The 15245-nt window shown below is 54.1% G+C and carries 13 protein-coding genes; 7 read left to right on the forward strand and 6 right to left on the reverse strand.

The window, feature by feature from the left end; translation table 11 throughout:
• Window positions 1-22: 22 nt before the first annotated feature.
• Together FHI25_RS09755 and FHI25_RS09760 are read left to right on the forward strand one after the other, a co-directional pair.
• Window positions 23-655, forward strand: a complete 633-nt coding sequence (locus FHI25_RS09755; RefSeq protein ID WP_210517220.1) for a LysE family translocator — start codon at window positions 23-25, stop codon at window positions 653-655.
• A 643-nt stretch (window positions 656-1298) separates the two neighbouring features.
• Window positions 1299-2999, forward strand: a complete 1701-nt coding sequence (locus FHI25_RS09760; protein WP_210517238.1) for an inverse autotransporter beta domain-containing protein — start codon at window positions 1299-1301, stop codon at window positions 2997-2999.
• A gap of 225 nt (window positions 3000-3224) precedes the next feature.
• On the opposite strand, the gene FHI25_RS09765 is transcribed toward FHI25_RS09760, so the two are convergent.
• The 3 genes from FHI25_RS09765 to FHI25_RS09775 form a co-directional block, all read right to left on the reverse strand.
• On the reverse strand, window positions 3225-3383 hold the full coding sequence (locus tag FHI25_RS09765) for a hypothetical protein (RefSeq protein WP_210517241.1): 159 nt from the start codon (window positions 3381-3383) through the stop codon (window positions 3225-3227).
• 1 nt (window position 3384) lies between these two features.
• Window positions 3385-4959: an L-lactate permease gene (locus FHI25_RS09770; protein WP_210517244.1), complete on the reverse strand. Its 1575-nt coding sequence runs from the start codon at window positions 4957-4959 to the stop codon at window positions 3385-3387.
• Window positions 4960-5139: 180 nt separating this feature from the next.
• Window positions 5140-6159 (reverse strand): LLM class flavin-dependent oxidoreductase, encoded by a 1020-nt coding sequence (locus FHI25_RS09775; protein ID WP_210517247.1) that lies wholly within the window; start codon window positions 6157-6159, stop codon window positions 5140-5142.
• Between the two features lie 151 nt (window positions 6160-6310).
• Between FHI25_RS09775 and FHI25_RS09780 the strand changes: the two genes are divergently transcribed.
• Window positions 6311-6829: an AAA family ATPase gene (locus FHI25_RS09780; RefSeq protein ID WP_210517251.1), complete on the forward strand. Its 519-nt coding sequence runs from the start codon at window positions 6311-6313 to the stop codon at window positions 6827-6829.
• A 20-nt stretch (window positions 6830-6849) separates the two neighbouring features.
• On the opposite strand, the gene FHI25_RS09785 is transcribed toward FHI25_RS09780, so the two are convergent.
• Complete coding sequence (locus FHI25_RS09785; RefSeq protein ID WP_210517254.1) at window positions 6850-7755, reverse strand: LysR family transcriptional regulator; 906 nt, start codon at window positions 7753-7755, stop codon at window positions 6850-6852.
• Between the two features lie 111 nt (window positions 7756-7866).
• Between FHI25_RS09785 and FHI25_RS09790 the strand changes: the two genes are divergently transcribed.
• Complete coding sequence (locus tag FHI25_RS09790; RefSeq protein ID WP_210517257.1) at window positions 7867-9225, forward strand: MFS transporter; 1359 nt, start codon at window positions 7867-7869, stop codon at window positions 9223-9225.
• Between the two features lie 61 nt (window positions 9226-9286).
• Here the strand turns inward: FHI25_RS09790 and FHI25_RS09795 are convergent, their stop codons facing one another.
• Entirely contained in the window at window positions 9287-10285 is a 999-nt protein-coding gene (locus tag FHI25_RS09795) for a cysteine synthase A (protein ID WP_063089955.1), read from the reverse strand.
• 138 nt (window positions 10286-10423) lie between these two features.
• The gene (locus tag FHI25_RS09800; RefSeq protein ID WP_210518255.1) at window positions 10424-11035 is read right to left on the reverse strand and encodes an NUDIX domain-containing protein; all 612 of its coding nucleotides are present in this window, start codon (window positions 11033-11035) and stop codon (window positions 10424-10426) included.
• Window positions 11036-11322: 287 nt separating this feature from the next.
• Between FHI25_RS09800 and FHI25_RS09805 the strand changes: the two genes are divergently transcribed.
• The 3 genes from FHI25_RS09805 to FHI25_RS09815 all read left to right on the forward strand — a co-directional run bounded on the left by FHI25_RS09805 (window position 11323) and on the right by FHI25_RS09815 (window position 15213).
• Window positions 11323-12954, forward strand: a complete 1632-nt coding sequence (locus FHI25_RS09805) for a diguanylate cyclase (protein ID WP_210517260.1) — start codon at window positions 11323-11325, stop codon at window positions 12952-12954.
• Window positions 12955-13054: 100 nt separating this feature from the next.
• The gene (locus tag FHI25_RS09810; protein WP_210517263.1) at window positions 13055-13564 is read left to right on the forward strand and encodes a GNAT family N-acetyltransferase; all 510 of its coding nucleotides are present in this window, start codon (window positions 13055-13057) and stop codon (window positions 13562-13564) included.
• Between the two features lie 188 nt (window positions 13565-13752).
• Window positions 13753-15213, forward strand: coding sequence for an aminoacyl-histidine dipeptidase (locus tag FHI25_RS09815; RefSeq protein ID WP_210517266.1), 1461 nt, complete (start codon window positions 13753-13755; stop codon window positions 15211-15213).
• Window positions 15214-15245 lie beyond the last annotated feature (32 nt).

Genomic DNA, 15245 nt, shown 5'->3' on the forward strand with positions numbered 1-15245 from the left:
CGGATCAGAAAAGGAATGCGCCATGGATTGGTCACAGGTTTTGAGTTTTGCGCTGGTTGCGTCACTGCTTGTCATGTCGCCGGGCCCCAACGGTGTTCTGGTCGCCAAGACGGTGCCGACATCAGGACGCATGGCCGGGATGGCCAATGTGGCCGGATTTGTCAGTGCCTTTTATGTGCACGGGACGTTGTCGATCCTTGGTATTTCCCTGATTCTGGTGCAGTCGGCACAGGCCTTTATGGTCGTGAAGTTTCTTGGCGCAGCCTATTTGTGCTGGGTCGGGTTCAAGGCGCTGCGTGATGCGTGGCTTGGGGTGAAAACAGTTGCCAATGTATCACCGGCCAAACGCAGGCGTACCTTGGTCACGGCTTATGGCGAGGGACTTCTGACCAATGTGCTGAACCCGAAGACTTCGATGTTTTATCTGGCTGCCTTCCCGCAATTCATTCCCGTAGGTGAGGGGGCGATGACCGCCGCCTTTATGCTGGTGTGTGTGCATGCCGCAATCAACGCCATCTGGTTTGCAGCCATGGTCATGTTGTTTGCACGGCTGACTCGCTTTGCAAGGAATGGCCGTTTTCAGCGCGCACTTAAGGCTACCACCGGGGCGGTGTTCATCGCCTTTGGTGTTAAGCTGGTGTCGTTGCGCCCCTAATCTGAACCAACGCTATTGTACTTTGCCCGCCGGTTATGGAAGTCGGCGGGCATTTTTGTTTTCGGATATTGATCAGGTCTATAACCGCGCAACGCACCGTTAGGATCACGCCGGTTGCCTGTGTCGTCATGAAAGATGCGGTCTAAATACACGAAAGCTTGGCTGTGTGGCGCGGGAACATGCCAAAGGCGACGTTCGAATTATTGGCGTTACCGGTCATGAATTTCCTCAATGTGCCAATGACCGAAGCAATCTCCTGACCGTGCCAACGCTCGTCAGTCGGGAAAATGATAACTTTTGGGAAAATGATAAAGAATAGAAGTGGTTTAGCTATCTGAAGCGCATTAGATTTCACCCAAGAATTCAGATGTGACGGACCGCCGAACATTAACGGTGCAGTAATTTCGCCTCGCGCCAACACAAAACAACTTATCGCAAGCGCAGATATTCCGGCGAGGGTACCTCAATCAACAGCGTTTCCTGTCAAACAAACAGATACAGGACAAATTGCTTTGATGTATGACGACGTATAGAGCTGGTCGAGGAAAGGTTGTTTTGTTCATAATTCCAATTTGATGGCTTGGTTCGTTTAAATAAATTGGATCAATTACATTTGTGAGCGATAGATAATTTAAAGACTATTATGCTGAAAAATGAAAATAATTTGTTATATTTGATTGATTCGAATTATATTGGCCAATTCATGCAAAATTCGATGTTTATTTCGTTTTCTGTATTGGCATTAATTTTTGTTAGTTCTTTTTCTACTGTAAAAGCGTCGGAATCTGACAAATGGCGACCTCACATTGATCTTGAGGGAAAGCCGGGTTCTGACCGGCATCTCGGTGAAGCCGACCTGTTCGTACCGTTGATTCAGGACGACCACACGCTTGTGTTTGGCAATCTTCGCGGCAGGATCGACAATCAGAATGGCAGGGAAGGCAATTACGGATTGGGCGTGCGTCATATGCTGTCATCCGGATGGAATTTGGGCGGGTATGGCTATTTTGACCGACGCAGAAGCTCTTTGGGCAATATGTTCAACCAGATCACGTTCGGTGCAGAAGCACTGTCGATGGACTGGGATATACGTGCCAATGCCTATGTTCCGATTGGTCGAAAATCCTATCAGGTCGATAGCCTGAATACTGCGACAATTTCCGGTACAACTGTTGTTTTTCGCGGCGGCGAGGAACGTTCTTTGGGCGGTTTTGATGCCGAGCTAGGCTGGCGCGTGCCTGTTTTTGATGAAAATTCCCAGCAACAGTTGCGCCTTTATGGCGGGGGATATCGCTTTTCCGATGAAAAGGCGGGTATGATTGCCGGTCCACGGGGACGAATTGATTTGACCTTTAATGAGGTCCCTTTCCTTTGGGATGACTCTCGGTTGAGCCTTGGGCTTGAGGTTCAGCATGATGATCCGCGCGGCACCCAAAGCTTTGCCATGTTCAGATTGCGCATTCCCTTTCAGGTGTTTGGAGGCCAAGAAACCCATCAAACAGACCTGAGACCGATCGAAAGACGAATGGCGGATCCGGTTATTCGTGACGTCGATGTTGTTAGCCGGGCCGGAGCCTTTGGTCCGCCAGAGACAGCAAGCGAAACGGCATCTGGGCAATTGTTGTCGGTAGTGGATAGCTCATCGACCACAGGCAGCAATCTTTCCAATGCCGTGGCAGCAGCAGGCGCAAATTCGACAGTTATTTTGCAAGGTGACTTCTCCAACGTGAACAGCAAAGTCATATTGCAGTCCGGTCAGACATTGATGGGGCAAGGCAGCCTGGAAGTTAAAAGCCCCTCCGGGCGTGTTGCCACCCTGGACATGGGATCGGCTTCTGTCTCCGGGACAGGAACGGTGACAACTGTCGGGGGGAATGATTCCAGGCTGATTGAAATGGCCAATAACAGCACCCTTGCTGGTATCACGGTGAACAATACGGCCAGTGGCGGAACGGCCAGTTATGCAGTTTTAATGGACGGCGTTTCCGGCGCAACAATACGCAATAGCACCCTCAGTGCATCTGCATCCGGCAACACATCTACGCCGATCTATATTCTCAACAACTCCAGCAATATCACGATTACCGGTAATACCCTCAAAGCGTCCGGCCAGACGGGTCATCAGACCTTTGGTGGGATGGCCGTGCAGGACAGCAGCAATATCAAATTCTCCAACAACTCGGTCACGGCCAGCGGCAGTGGGAACAAGCACTCTGTCTATTTAGACGACGTTACCGACCTCTCAGGTTCCGGCAACACAAAGAATGCGGCTGCTGCGACATGCAGTACGTCAGTCACCAATACAGGATCGATTGGATTTACCGATGGCAGTTCCTGTCCGTAACGATCCACGTCATTGCTTCGTCGACGCCAAGCGAGTTGTTCTTCATAAGGATGGCAACGGTCTCTTTCCCCTTTTCCCGAGGCGTCAATTCTTCGCCATTGTTCGGGGCTCAGTTCTTGGAGATCAAACGGGTCCATTCTGGGGCGCTTTCGATTAAATGTCGATTGGCCCTGAATGTTGTGCGCTAAAAAGCAAGTGATCCTGTCGGCACTTGGACCCAAGGGGTTATTTGCGCGCGATGATCAGCGCCATAACAGCACAGAACAACGCGAACAGAATGTCGCTCGCAGCGATGTTGTCTGTCACCAGGGCTTCAAACGCGGCAATCGGCAGGATGATCGAGGTCAGGACGAGAAAGACCGGATTAAACAGTTTGTTTTTCATGTTACGCGCCCCCGTTCATCGTCGTGATCAAAAGCAGGCCAAGAGCCATGAAGCCACACAGCGCGGTAAGGATCACGCCGGTTTTAAGCACCACCGAAAGTACCGGTCCTTCCTTTCCCGAAAGCCCAACGGTCGAACACCCAACAAGGATCTTTGACGGGGCCAGCATGCTGCCAAGGGACGCACCCGTCGCCTGTGCCGCCAGAACAAGGGCGGTCGACAGGCCAGAAAGCTCAGCAGTGTGGCGTTGGAACATACCAAAGACGACGTTGGAATTGTTTGTGCTGCCGGTCATAAACGCACCAAGCGCGCCGATGGCAGGTGAAATCACCGGGTAGGCAACGGCGAAGGCCCCGGAAAAGACCGCAGCACCCCCTTCGGCAAGGGCATAGGTCATGCCCGCGTGGTCCATGATGATGGCAAGCCCGATCACCGGCACCATGCCGATGCTGGTCGGAAGGCCACTTTTGAGCGTGCGTTGCCAGATACGTTTACCGATCCCGTCGTCGTAATGACCGCGCAGCTTGAAGAAGGTAAAGCTGATGGCAGCGGTATAAAGCAACAGCGCGCCCGGATGGCCAAAGATGGCAATCGCCTTGGCACTTTCGGCCTCGATCACCCAGCCGGTTGCGGTCGCGGTTTCCGGGAAATCCAGCGTGAAGCGGATTTTACCCAAAAGCATTTCAATTGCGGGCACAAAGGTTGCCAGCGTGACCAGCACGATGAACACCAGATAAGGGGTCAATGCCTCAATCAGGGGCATGTGGTGATGATCATCAGTAACCTGCTCGGCCACATCATCGGGATGGGGTTTCCAGAACCGGGTCACGATGATCGAGGTCACAAGTCCTGCAATCCCGGCTGTCAGGCCGCCCAGCGTCCAGACGCCGTAATTGGCCATGGCATACTGCACCACGCCCATCACGCCGGAAATAAGAACCAGCGGCACAATGCGGCGGCGAATGGTGCGGAACCCGCCATCAAGCCACAAAACAGCCGCCCCGCACATAAAGCCGGACAAGCCCAAAAGGATCGCCGAATAATGGGTCAGTTCGGTGCCCGGAATGCCGGTGACACCAATAAGCGCTTCGAACGAGGTTGCCATGTTGCCAAACAAAACCGACCAGCTATGCCCGATCATTGGGGCTGCAACCGCCAATACCGGGGAGAAACCCATGCCCAGCAGAAGTGGTGCGACGACCGCAATCGGAACGCCGAAGCCCGCCACACCCTGAAGGAAGCTGGCAAAAACATAGCCCAGTATCAAAAGCTGCAGCGGGCGATCATCGGTCAGCGACCGGATGGCGCGCCCGATGGTCTTGATCGCGCCGGCTTCCTCGGCTGCGAAATACAGGATCAGTGCGGCCCAGACGATATACAGGATATAAAGGGCCAGCATCACGCCCTTGGCCTGGGCGATGATCAGCATATCGGTCGGTGCGCCAAAGAAGAAGACGGCAAGTATAACCGTCACAAACCAGGCGGCGGCACCTGCGCGTGCAGCACCCCAGTTGGCCTTGATCATCAGAAACAAAATAGTCGCGATTGGCAGGGCTGCCAGCAGGAAGTTGGTCATGAAGGGCGCACCATAACCTTTTGAAACAAGGGGCTATCGTTGAAGTCTTCAACGGGACGCGCATATTGTCCGACCAATGATGCAAGCGCAAGTGGTGTGTTCTGGTATTTCGTATGATGAAAGCAAAATGCCGGATTCACGAAGAACCCGGCATTTGTAGAAATAAGGTGCCGCTTGGTCTTAGGCGCAGTCTTTGTTCTCGGACTTTGCGTTCATTTCGCCAAACAGCTCGGCAGCGATTTCAAAGGATTTCAGGCGTGCCGTCTGATCATAGATGTTGGCGGTGACCATGATTTCGTCGGCCTTGGTCATGTAGGCGAATTCGCGCAGTTTCTTGCGCACCGTATCGCGCCCGCCAATTGCGGCATAGCGCATGGCGTGATCCACACCGGCCTTTTCAACGCGGTTCCAGATTTCGCTCATATCCTTGACCGGTTTTGGCAATTGGCCCGGTGTTCCGCGCCGCAGGTTCAGGAACTGCTGCTGCATCGAGGTGGCCAGATATTCACCTTCCTCGTCGGTGTCAGCGGCAAAGAAGCCCATCGCAGCAACCGCATAGGGTTTATCAAGGGCTTTGCTTGGCTCAAACCGGTTGCGATAAAGGGTTAGCGCATCCATCAGCATGTCGGGCGCAAAGTGCGATGCAAAGGCGAAGGGCAGACCAAGGCGTGCGGCCAGGTCGGCTGAAAACAGGCTGCTGCCCAAAAGCCACATCGGCACCTGCGAACCATAGCCCGGTACGGCCCGGATCGGCGGATTGCCTTCAAGCGGGGCGAGGAAGGCCTGCACCTGCAAGACATCCTGAATAAAGCGTTCCTCGGATCCATGCATGTCACGGCGAAGGGCGGCTGCGGTGCGTTGATCCGTGCCTGGCGCGCGGCCAATGCCCAGATCAATACGGCCCGGATGAAGCGCATCAAGGGTGCCAAACTGTTCGGCAATCACCAGCGGCGCATGGTTGGGCAGCATGACGCCACCTGACCCAACGCGGATGGTCTTGGTACCAGCCGCGACATGGGCCATGACAACAGATGTCGCGGCACTGGCAATGCCGGGCATGTTGTGATGTTCGGCCAGCCAATAACGATGATAGCCAAGCTTTTCAGCGTGTTGGGCGAGGGCAAGTGTATTGCGCAACGCATCAGAGGGATGTTCACCCTCATTCACGGGGCAAAGATCAAGAAGGGAATATCTTAGCATAGCCAGACTTTCGGTTTGGCGCGGACATCGCAGAAATAGATATCAGCGGCGCGCCGGATTTCACAGTTGGCATTAATCTAGCGCGAATGAACCGTCTTGCCAGTCCCTAACTGGAATGTTCATATACAGGAACAAACAAGGGACGTTGAAAATGTTGATTATTCTTGGTGGATTGCCTGGTGTCGGCAAAACGTCAATTGCCAGATTGGCGGCTCAGGAACTTGGCGCGATCCATCTGCGAATTGATACAATCGAGCAGGCAGTTATTGATTGCGGTGTCGTGCCATCCGATGAAATGGGCCCGGTCGGGTATGTCGTCGCAAACCGGATCGCGACAGATAATTTGCGCCTTGGCCACCTTGTGATCGGAGATGCGGTCAATCCGATCGAATTATCCCGTGCCGCGTGGCAAGAAGCCGCGATAATCGCAGACAAGCCTTTTGTGCAGATTGAACTGATTTGTTCTGATGTTGATGAGCATCGTTACCGGGTTGAAACACGAAAGGGTGACATAGAAAACCTGAAACTGCCCGACTGGCAAAAGGTCTGTGATCGTGAATATCACCCCTGGCCGGATGTGGATCTGGTGATTGATACTGCTGCGCAATCGCTTTGTGCTTCTTCTGACATACTTGTTGGTTTTGTTCGGAAGAAGATCGCCAGTATCTGAATTAAAACATATCTTTTCGTCTATTCATCAATGCTTGGCTGCCGATGGGCGGCAAGCGTGCGGCTAACGAAATTGCGAAGAGCAATCGAGATATCATTGCTGCGATAAGCCAGTGAAAGTTGCGCAATGGGCACTTCGCCCTCGATCTCGCGATAGGCGACACCCTTGGCTTGAAGCTGCGTCATCGGCTTAGGGACCAATGAAAAGCCAAGCTCGGCCGCAACGAAATTGATCACGGATCCGAGCTGTGGCGCGATCTGACCCATTTGTGGTTCAAACCCGGCGTCGCGACAGGCAGTGACCACCTTGTCATAATGGGTTGGGCCGACCGCGCGCGGGGTCAGGATCAGCGCCTCGTCTCTGAGTTCCGATAGGGCGACCTTTTCACGTTGGGCAGCCGGGTGACCGGAGGGGAGCACAAGCACCATCGGTTCGCTTGAAATCACATGCAGGCGAATGCCATCGCCTGCAATCGTATCCTGGCGCAGGAATACCGCATCAAGGCGTTCATCGCGCAGGCCGGCGACAAGTTGGGCAGAGTTGGCTTCTTCGAGTGTCATTTCAACACCGGGGTAACTGCGCCGGAAGTCACGGAATACACGTGGCACAGACGGGCTGAACGCGGCGGACGCCGTGAATCCCACCCGGATCGATCCGACTTCGCCGCGCCCGGCACGTTGTGCGGCACGAATGGCGCGCTCTGCCAGATCGGGGAACTGTGCAACCACCTCAAGAAACGCCGTTCCGGCCTCTGTCAGTTCGGCGCCATGGGGGAGACGATGAAACAGGGCCGTGCCGATTTCATTTTCCAGATCGCGGATTTGCTGACTAAGCGGTGGCTGCCCGATGCCGATGCGGGCCGCAGCACGGGTAAAGTTCCCTTCACGGGCGACGGCAAGGAAGTAGCGGATATGGCGCAGTTCCATTGATGGTATATCCAAAAGATATCAAAGAAGACAGTTCCATATATTGGACGGATAGGCGCGATAGTGCAATCATAAGCGTCACCCCACGAACCATTCCAAAAGAGGTCGCAAATGTCTGTTTCCCGGGACACTGACCCAGAAGAACATTCTGATAGTGCTGCTGATACGGCGTCATCTGATGCAACGCCCCCCATACGTTCGCAAAGCCCGCTCGCGTCCACCAACGCAAATGCGTCTGCCGACCCGGTTTGGATAAAGCCGGGATCGGCCGCATTTCGCCGTATCAGCATTGCACTGTTTTTGGCCGGATACGCGACCTTTTCGCTGATTTACTGTGTGCAGCCACTGTTGCCGGAACTTGCAAACCACTTTGCGGTTGGGCCGGCTGAAAGCTCGCTCGCACTTTCGTTGACCACCGGATTTCTGGCCTTTGCCATTTTGCTGGCCGGTGCTGTGTCCGAGGCCGTCGGGCGCAAGCAATTGATGCTGATTTCCATTTGTGTGGCTTCGGTTTTGAACCTGATCGCGCCGTTTCTGTCCGATTGGCACGCTTTTCTTGTGGTGCGCGCGTTGGAAGGTCTGATGCTGGGCGGGGTTCCGGCCGTTGCCATGGCCTATTTGGCCGAGGAAATCGATCCCAAGGGCCTTGGCATGGCGATGGGCATCTATATCAGCGGGACGGCGATCGGGGGCTTAAGTGGTCGTGTTGTGATCGGTTTTCTGACCGATCTGTTTGGCTGGCACATTGCCCTTGGTGCGATGGGCGCCTTGGGCCTGATTGCCGCGCTTGGTTTTGCTGTTCTGTTGCCGGCATCGCGAAACTTTGTCCGGCGTCCCGGTTTTCAGGTGGGCTATCACCTGCGGGCCTGGGGCAGGCATCTGAAACATGCGGGTTTGCCGTTCGTGTTTCTGATCGGGGCCTTTGCCATGGGCTGCTTCGTGACAGTGTTTAACTATGTCGGTTTCCGTCTTTCGGATGCGCCCTATGGCCTATCGCAAAGTCAGATTGGCTTGATCTTTGTTGTCTATCTGTGTGGATCGGTGACCTCATCGATTGCTGGTGCGTTGTCTGACAAGATCGGACGTGGTCCGGTGCTGGTGGTGGGGCTGTTGTTGGCGGCCTTTGGTGTCGGGCTGACTGTCTCTGACAGCCTGCCGGTGATCATTGGCGGGATTGTCATCCTGACCAGTGGCTTTTTCGTTGCCCATTCGATTGCCAGTGGCTGGGTCGGGCGACTTGCCGAAACGGCCAAGGGGCATGCATCATCGCTGTATCTTCTGGCCTATTATCTGGGATCCAGCATCATGGGGTCGGTTGGCGGCTGGTTCTGGGATCAGGGCGGATGGAACGCGGTTGCGGGTTTTGCCGGATCGTTGTTGCTGTGTGCGTTGTTCTGCGGGCTTTATCTTTGGGCGCGCGCGGCGCAGGACATTCGCCAATCCCGAAATGAGGTTGCCCGCGCGACCTGATTAAAACAAAACCCCCGCCGGAAACCGGACGGGGGTTTTTATCTCTCGGGATGGCTGCGGCTTAGAGCCAATCGGGGCTCGGCAGGCCTTTTTCCTTAAGGAACGCAGGGTTCCAGAGCTTGCTCTGATAGCGGGTTCCAAGGTCACACAGAATGGTGACGATGGTTTTTCCAGGGCCAAGTTCACGTGCAAGGCGCACGGCACCGGCAATGTTAATCCCCGTTGAGCCACCCATGCACAGACCTTCTTCCTTGAGCAGGTCAAACACGATCGGCAGCATTTCCTCGTCCGAGATCTGGAACGGGTGATCGATCTCAACGCCTTCAAGATTGGCGGTGATACGACCCTGACCGATACCTTCGGAGATTGAGCTGCCTTCGGATTTCAGTTCACCGAACTTGTAGTGGCTGTAAAGGGCCGCACCCATCGGATCGGCGAGGCCGATCTGGATGTTTTTGTTGCGATCCTTAAGCGCCATCGAAACTCCGGCCAGCGTGCCGCCGGTACCGACCGCACAGATAAAGCCATCCACTTTGCCGTCGGTCTGTTCCCAGATTTCGGGTGCGGTGGTGTCGATGTGGCCCTGACGGTTGGCGACGTTGTCAAACTGGTTGGCCCAGATCGCGCCATTCGGTTCGGACTGTGCGAGTTCTTCGGCCAGACGGCGCGACACATGCACATAGTTGTTCTGGTCGCGATAGGGGACAGCCGGAACTTCGCGCAGATCCGCACCGAGAAGCCGCAGCAGGTCTTTCTTTTCCTGGCTTTGGGTTTCAGGGATAACGATCACGGTGCGATAGCCCAGCGCATTGCCGACAACCGCAAGACCGATGCCGGTGTTGCCAGCCGTACCTTCGACGATGACGCCGCCCGGTTTCAGAAGACCGCGCGCCTCTGCATCGCGAATGATGGCAAGGGCTGCACGGTCCTTGACCGACCCGCCCGGGTTTGCGTATTCCGCCTTGCCAAGAATGGTGCAGCCCGTCAGCTCGGAAACCTTTTTAAGCTTCACAAGCGGGGTGCGGCCAATGGCTTCGATGGTACCATTGCGAATGTCCATGACAGACTCCAAACATGGTGATTTCAAATGTGTTTGATAGTTGATTGGTCTTTTTGCACACAAAAGTCAAGGCAGATTAAAAAATATAACGTAAAGTTTGTGTGATTATTGTTTTTCTGATTAATCGCTGTGGTATCCTCAAGCCTCTGAATTCTGCCGAAGTCGATCGCGGTTTAGCATCAACCACTGAACGGCGATGGTCGTCATTGCATTGCAGAGTTGTCCATTCTGCAACATGGCAAAGCATTCTTCGGCCGACACTGTGAAGACGCGGATATCTTCACCTTCCTCGGCGACACCATGCAGCCCGCCAATATTTGTTGTGTCGACCTGACCGTAAAACAGGTGGACCGTTTCAGTCGAGCATCCCGGTGTGACGTAATAATGCGAAATCAGTTTGGGCGATCCGATAAGTTCGCACCCGGCTTCTTCAAACGCTTCACGGCGCGCAACATCTTCGGCCGTTTTGCCGTCTTCTATGATGCCTGCAACGATTTCGGTCAGCCAGACCGGCATTGTTGGATCGCTGTCGTTGACAGAAATGGCACCGGGGCGGAATTGTTCAATCAGTACAACTTCATCGCGAACCGGGTCATAGGGCAGGACGGCAGCAGCGTGGCCACGTTCAAGGACCTCGCGTTGCAGGACAGGGCTTTGACCACCATCAAATCGGTCATGTTGCAACTGATAGACATCAATCTTGCAGTAACCGTCCCAGCTTCGATTTTTGGCAATTATTTCAAATTTCATTTCTGCCACGGCGTTTCTCCCGGAAAATGTGACATTGTCGATCTATTCAGTTGATTTACTGTTGCTATTAATATTTTGTAGTTCTTATATATTCGAGCTGATCTGCTGTTATTTGATACCATGATGTTTCTCATCGTGACCATATTTGCCGGGGCGAGGGTGGCATCCGTCGGTTTCAATTGCATCAAAACTGATGTAATCTTTCGAATATGGTGCGCAGAGAAACAAGTCTTAGATAACTGTGCTTTCATTCAGGGTTTAGATGTGTCGGGGGATACAGGACGTTGATGCGGTTCGAACCAACAGAAATCGCACGTCTGTATGGGCGGTCACGCGTAGGCGTTGTTGTACACAAGGATCTCGAAGCTGTGTATGTCAACGATGCCTATGCGAAAATGCTGGGCCGTCGCGATGTCTCGGACTTTATGAGCGACCCTGACATGCGCCAGTATATTCCGCCAAGTTTCCATCATGAGGCGGACAAGCTTTCCAACAGTTTCCAGAAAAGCAGTGGTTTCCACGGCTGGAAGAAAGTCTACAACATCCGGACGGATGGAACGCCGGTCTGGATGGAAATCAGTGACGAGACCGTCGAATGGGAAGGCGGTAATGCGGTCCTGACGACGGCACAGATGATCGATAATGGTACGACTGCGATGCAGGTCGACCATATGCTGGGTCGATCTTTCATTGGTGTCATGGTCCATCGCAACATGACTGCATTATACGTTAATGAGAGCTTTGCCCGCCTGATGGGGGCAAAGGACGTCAGTGCCTTTATGGAAAATCCCAATATCCTTCGCTTTATCCCCGACGAAAATCGTCCGCGCGCAATCCGCCATGTTGCGGCAATTCTGAGCGGCGAACGACGCGGCGACCGGCACCGTGTGCGCGATATCCTCGATGATGGCAGTTCGGTCTGGCGTGATCTGACCGATGAACGCATTCTTTGGTATGACGGCAAGCCGGCGATCCTGACGACTGCCCATGATGTCCGCGACGAAGTCGAAATGCATCAGCAACTTGTCCGCGCCAAAGCAAGCCTGGAACAGGCGGTTACCGAAGTCATCCGGATGGTGCCGTCGGCTGTTGCGATGCTGGATGACAAGCTTGAGGTTATTCATTTTAATCACGAGTTTTCCCGTCTTTTCGGCGGAGAAACAACGGATGGCTCCGAACCGGTATTTGATATTTCAGCACTGCATGAATGTTGTGCCGAGATGATGCGAAACGGGCATGGCCATGCCAATATCGACGAAATGCAAACACCATCGGGCCGTCTGGCCGACATCCGCATGAACATGATGGATGATGGCGGCGTCATGGTGTCGGCGACTGATATTACCGATCACAAGCGCAAGGAGCAGATGCTAGACACCCTGGCGTCAACCGATGCGTTGACCCGTGCGCTTAACCGTCGCGGATTTGAAAGCGCGGTCAGCAGATTGCGCGAAATTCGCCATCTCAAGGATAAAAGCTGGCTGTTCGGGTTGATCGTTCTTGATCTTGATTACTTCAAGATTGTCAATGATACCCACGGGCATGCGGTGGGCGACCGGGTTCTTGAGAGGGTTGCCGATACCTTGCGTCAGGCGTTGCGCGATGACGACCTTGTCGTTCGTCTGGGGGGAGAGGAATTTGCGGTCTTGTTGCCATCTGCGACTGCGGCAGTCACCAAGCGCATTGGCGAGCGTTTGTCGAACATGATCCGTGAAATCAGGGTGCCAATCGACAAGTCCGGTACGGAATATGTCAATGTCACGGCCAGCTTTGGCGCAACCGTTGGCGGCGAGGGCCGGCAAAAATTCATCGAACTTTCAGAAGCGATGAAGGTCGCAGACGAAGCAATGTACGCCGCCAAGGATGCCGGACGTGATCAACTTGTCTTTCGCTTCGCCGGGCAAGAACAAGATAGCTGATCACCGGATCATCGATTATCATCGCTTTCCATAATGCTTTCCTGACATTCGATGCCGCACCTGTTTGGTAGTTGCGTGGCAGTTTCTGTGCGAGGCCGTAATGCGTGTTCGTTCCATGACCGTTTCTGATGCTGATCGTGTTGTTGAAATCTATGGGCAGGCCATCAAATCGGGCCATGCCACGTTTCAGGAAAATCCAGGAACCTGGGAAGACTGGGATCAGGGGCATTTGCCGGAATGCCGGCTGGTTGCCTGCGACGACAATGACATCGTCATTGGCTGGGCCGGGTTATCTGGCGTTTCAAATCGCTGTGTCTATCGCGGGATTGCCGAGATATCGGTCTATGTTGACCCCGATCATCACGGGAAGGGTATTGGCAAAGCGCTGCTTTCAGCCTTGATTGCTGCCAGCGAGGAAAATGGTATCTGGTCGCTTGAGGCCGGTATTTTTCCGGAAAACGAAGCAAGCCTCGAACTGCATAAGACATTGGGCTTCGACATCGTCGGCCGTAAGCGTGGGCTGGGGCGCATGGGCTACGGACCGCTGGCCGGACAATGGCGCGATGTCATGCTGTTGCAGCGCCGCAGTCAGGTCGTTGGTGTCGACTAAGTTAAAATCATATTGCGCATTTTCCCGCTTTGCGTGCGCAAACTGCGCGCGGAATGCGGTTTTTTCGAATTTGTATGTGGCTTGGTCGAAAACGTCCTTGGCACGCTTTAAATTCGCGCGGCAATAAGGTAATCAACAGGTCTGGGTAAGTGAGAACCCGTAGACGAAAATTTGCCAGGAGCGCCACCGTGAACAAGATCCGTAAAATTGCGCCTGTCGCAATCTGGGACAATTTCCAGAAACTTTGCGATACACCGCGTCCGTCCAATAAAGAAGAGGCAGTTTTAAAGCTTCTGGAGAAGATGGCCGATGACAAGGGGCTTGCGCATTTCCGCGACAGCGGTGGCAACCTTGTTGTGTCTGTGCCGGCAACAGCCGGCTGTGAAGACCGCAAAATGGTGATCTTGCAGTCCCATGTCGACATGGTGACCCAGGCCAATTCCGGATCGACCCACAATTTCGACACCGACCCGATCCGCATGGTGATGGATGGGGAATGGATCACTGCCGATAACACCACCCTTGGTGCTGATAACGGTATCGGTGCGGCGGCAATGATGGGCTTCATGACCGAAGACGGTCTTGAACACGGCCCGCTTGAACTTTTGTTCACGGTTGATGAAGAACGCGGCCTGACCGGTGCGATGAACCTGGAGCCGGGCCGCCTTAAGGGTGAGATCCTTCTCAACCTTGATACCGAAGACGAGTACGAGCTTTGTGTCGGGTGTGCTGGCGGTGGTGATCTGGTCGCAAGCTATGAATACAGCGAAGAAGCCGTTGGCGCAGGGCAGGTGGCCCGTGATATCGCGCTGACCGGTTTGAAAGGTGGCCATTCCGGCATCGACATCATTCTTGGTCTTGGCAATGCCAACAAACTGATGGCGCGTTTCCTGCGCACTGCGATCCGTGATTTTGATGCGCGTATTGTTAAAATCAATGCCGGGACCGCCCGCAACGCCATCCCGCGGGAGTCGTTTGCGACCATCGTTCTGCCGGAAGGCAAGGTTTCTGATTTCGATGCGGCATTGAATGCTTTTGCCAGCGACATCAAAGACGAAATCGGCGCGATTGAGCCGAAATTTGCCATTGCCGCAACCAACGCAGATGTCCCAACGAACGCAATGAGCGCAAAAGACTCCGAGGCGTTCAACAATGCCTGTGTCGGTGCGCCGAACGGTGTTCAGGCCATGAGTACCTCGGTCGAAGGTGTTGTTGAAACCTCGATCAATCTTGCCATCGTCAAGCTTGGCGAAGGTAAGGCCAAGGTGACGCTGTCAGCACGTAGCTCGATCAATTCTGCGCGCGATGCCATGCGTGAGGTCGCAACAGCGGTATTTGAGAATATCGGCGCATCTGTTGCCTGGGGCGATGCCTATCCGGGCTGGAAGCCTGATGCCAACAGCGAAGTGGTCAGCCTGATGAAGGCGGTTCACAAGGACATGTTTGGCAAGGAACCGGAAATTCGCGTCATTCACGCTGGTCTTGAATGCGGCGTACTCGGATCGAAATACCCGCACTGGGACATGGTATCGTTTGGCCCGACCATCAAGCGCGCGCACAGCCCGGATGAATGTGTTCATGTGCCAAGCGTTGCGCGTTTCTGGGACTATCTTCTGGCTGCGCTAAAGGCGATCCCGGCCAAGGGATAAGGCCTTTATCGGATTTGATGAAGTTGATGCGA

Source organism: Thalassospira sp. ER-Se-21-Dark (genome assembly GCF_017922435.1).
Taxonomy (GTDB): Bacteria; Pseudomonadota; Alphaproteobacteria; order Rhodospirillales; family Thalassospiraceae; genus Thalassospira.

Bases quoted from the DNA above. Each gene is read 5' to 3' on its own strand.
- FHI25_RS09795 (WP_063089955.1), bottom strand. From the start codon at position 10,285: ATGGACATTCGCAATGGTACCATCGAAGCCATTGGCCGCACCCCGCTT.
- FHI25_RS09760 (WP_210517238.1), top strand. From the start codon at position 1,299: ATGCTGAAAAATGAAAATAATTTGTTATATTTGATTGATTCGAATTAT.
- FHI25_RS09785 (WP_210517254.1), bottom strand. From the start codon at position 7,755: ATGGAACTGCGCCATATCCGCTACTTCCTTGCCGTCGCCCGTGAAGGG.
- FHI25_RS09780 (WP_210517251.1), top strand. From the start codon at position 6,311: ATGTTGATTATTCTTGGTGGATTGCCTGGTGTCGGCAAAACGTCAATT.
- FHI25_RS09790 (WP_210517257.1), top strand. From the start codon at position 7,867: ATGTCTGTTTCCCGGGACACTGACCCAGAAGAACATTCTGATAGTGCT.
- FHI25_RS09755 (WP_210517220.1), top strand. From the start codon at position 23: ATGGATTGGTCACAGGTTTTGAGTTTTGCGCTGGTTGCGTCACTGCTT.
- FHI25_RS09810 (WP_210517263.1), top strand. From the start codon at position 13,055: ATGCGTGTTCGTTCCATGACCGTTTCTGATGCTGATCGTGTTGTTGAA.
- FHI25_RS09805 (WP_210517260.1), top strand. From the start codon at position 11,323: ATGCGGTTCGAACCAACAGAAATCGCACGTCTGTATGGGCGGTCACGC.
- FHI25_RS09765 (WP_210517241.1), bottom strand. From the start codon at position 3,383: ATGAAAAACAAACTGTTTAATCCGGTCTTTCTCGTCCTGACCTCGATC.
- FHI25_RS09770 (WP_210517244.1), bottom strand. From the start codon at position 4,959: ATGACCAACTTCCTGCTGGCAGCCCTGCCAATCGCGACTATTTTGTTT.
- FHI25_RS09800 (WP_210518255.1), bottom strand. From the start codon at position 11,035: ATGAAATTTGAAATAATTGCCAAAAATCGAAGCTGGGACGGTTACTGC.
- FHI25_RS09775 (WP_210517247.1), bottom strand. From the start codon at position 6,159: ATGCTAAGATATTCCCTTCTTGATCTTTGCCCCGTGAATGAGGGTGAA.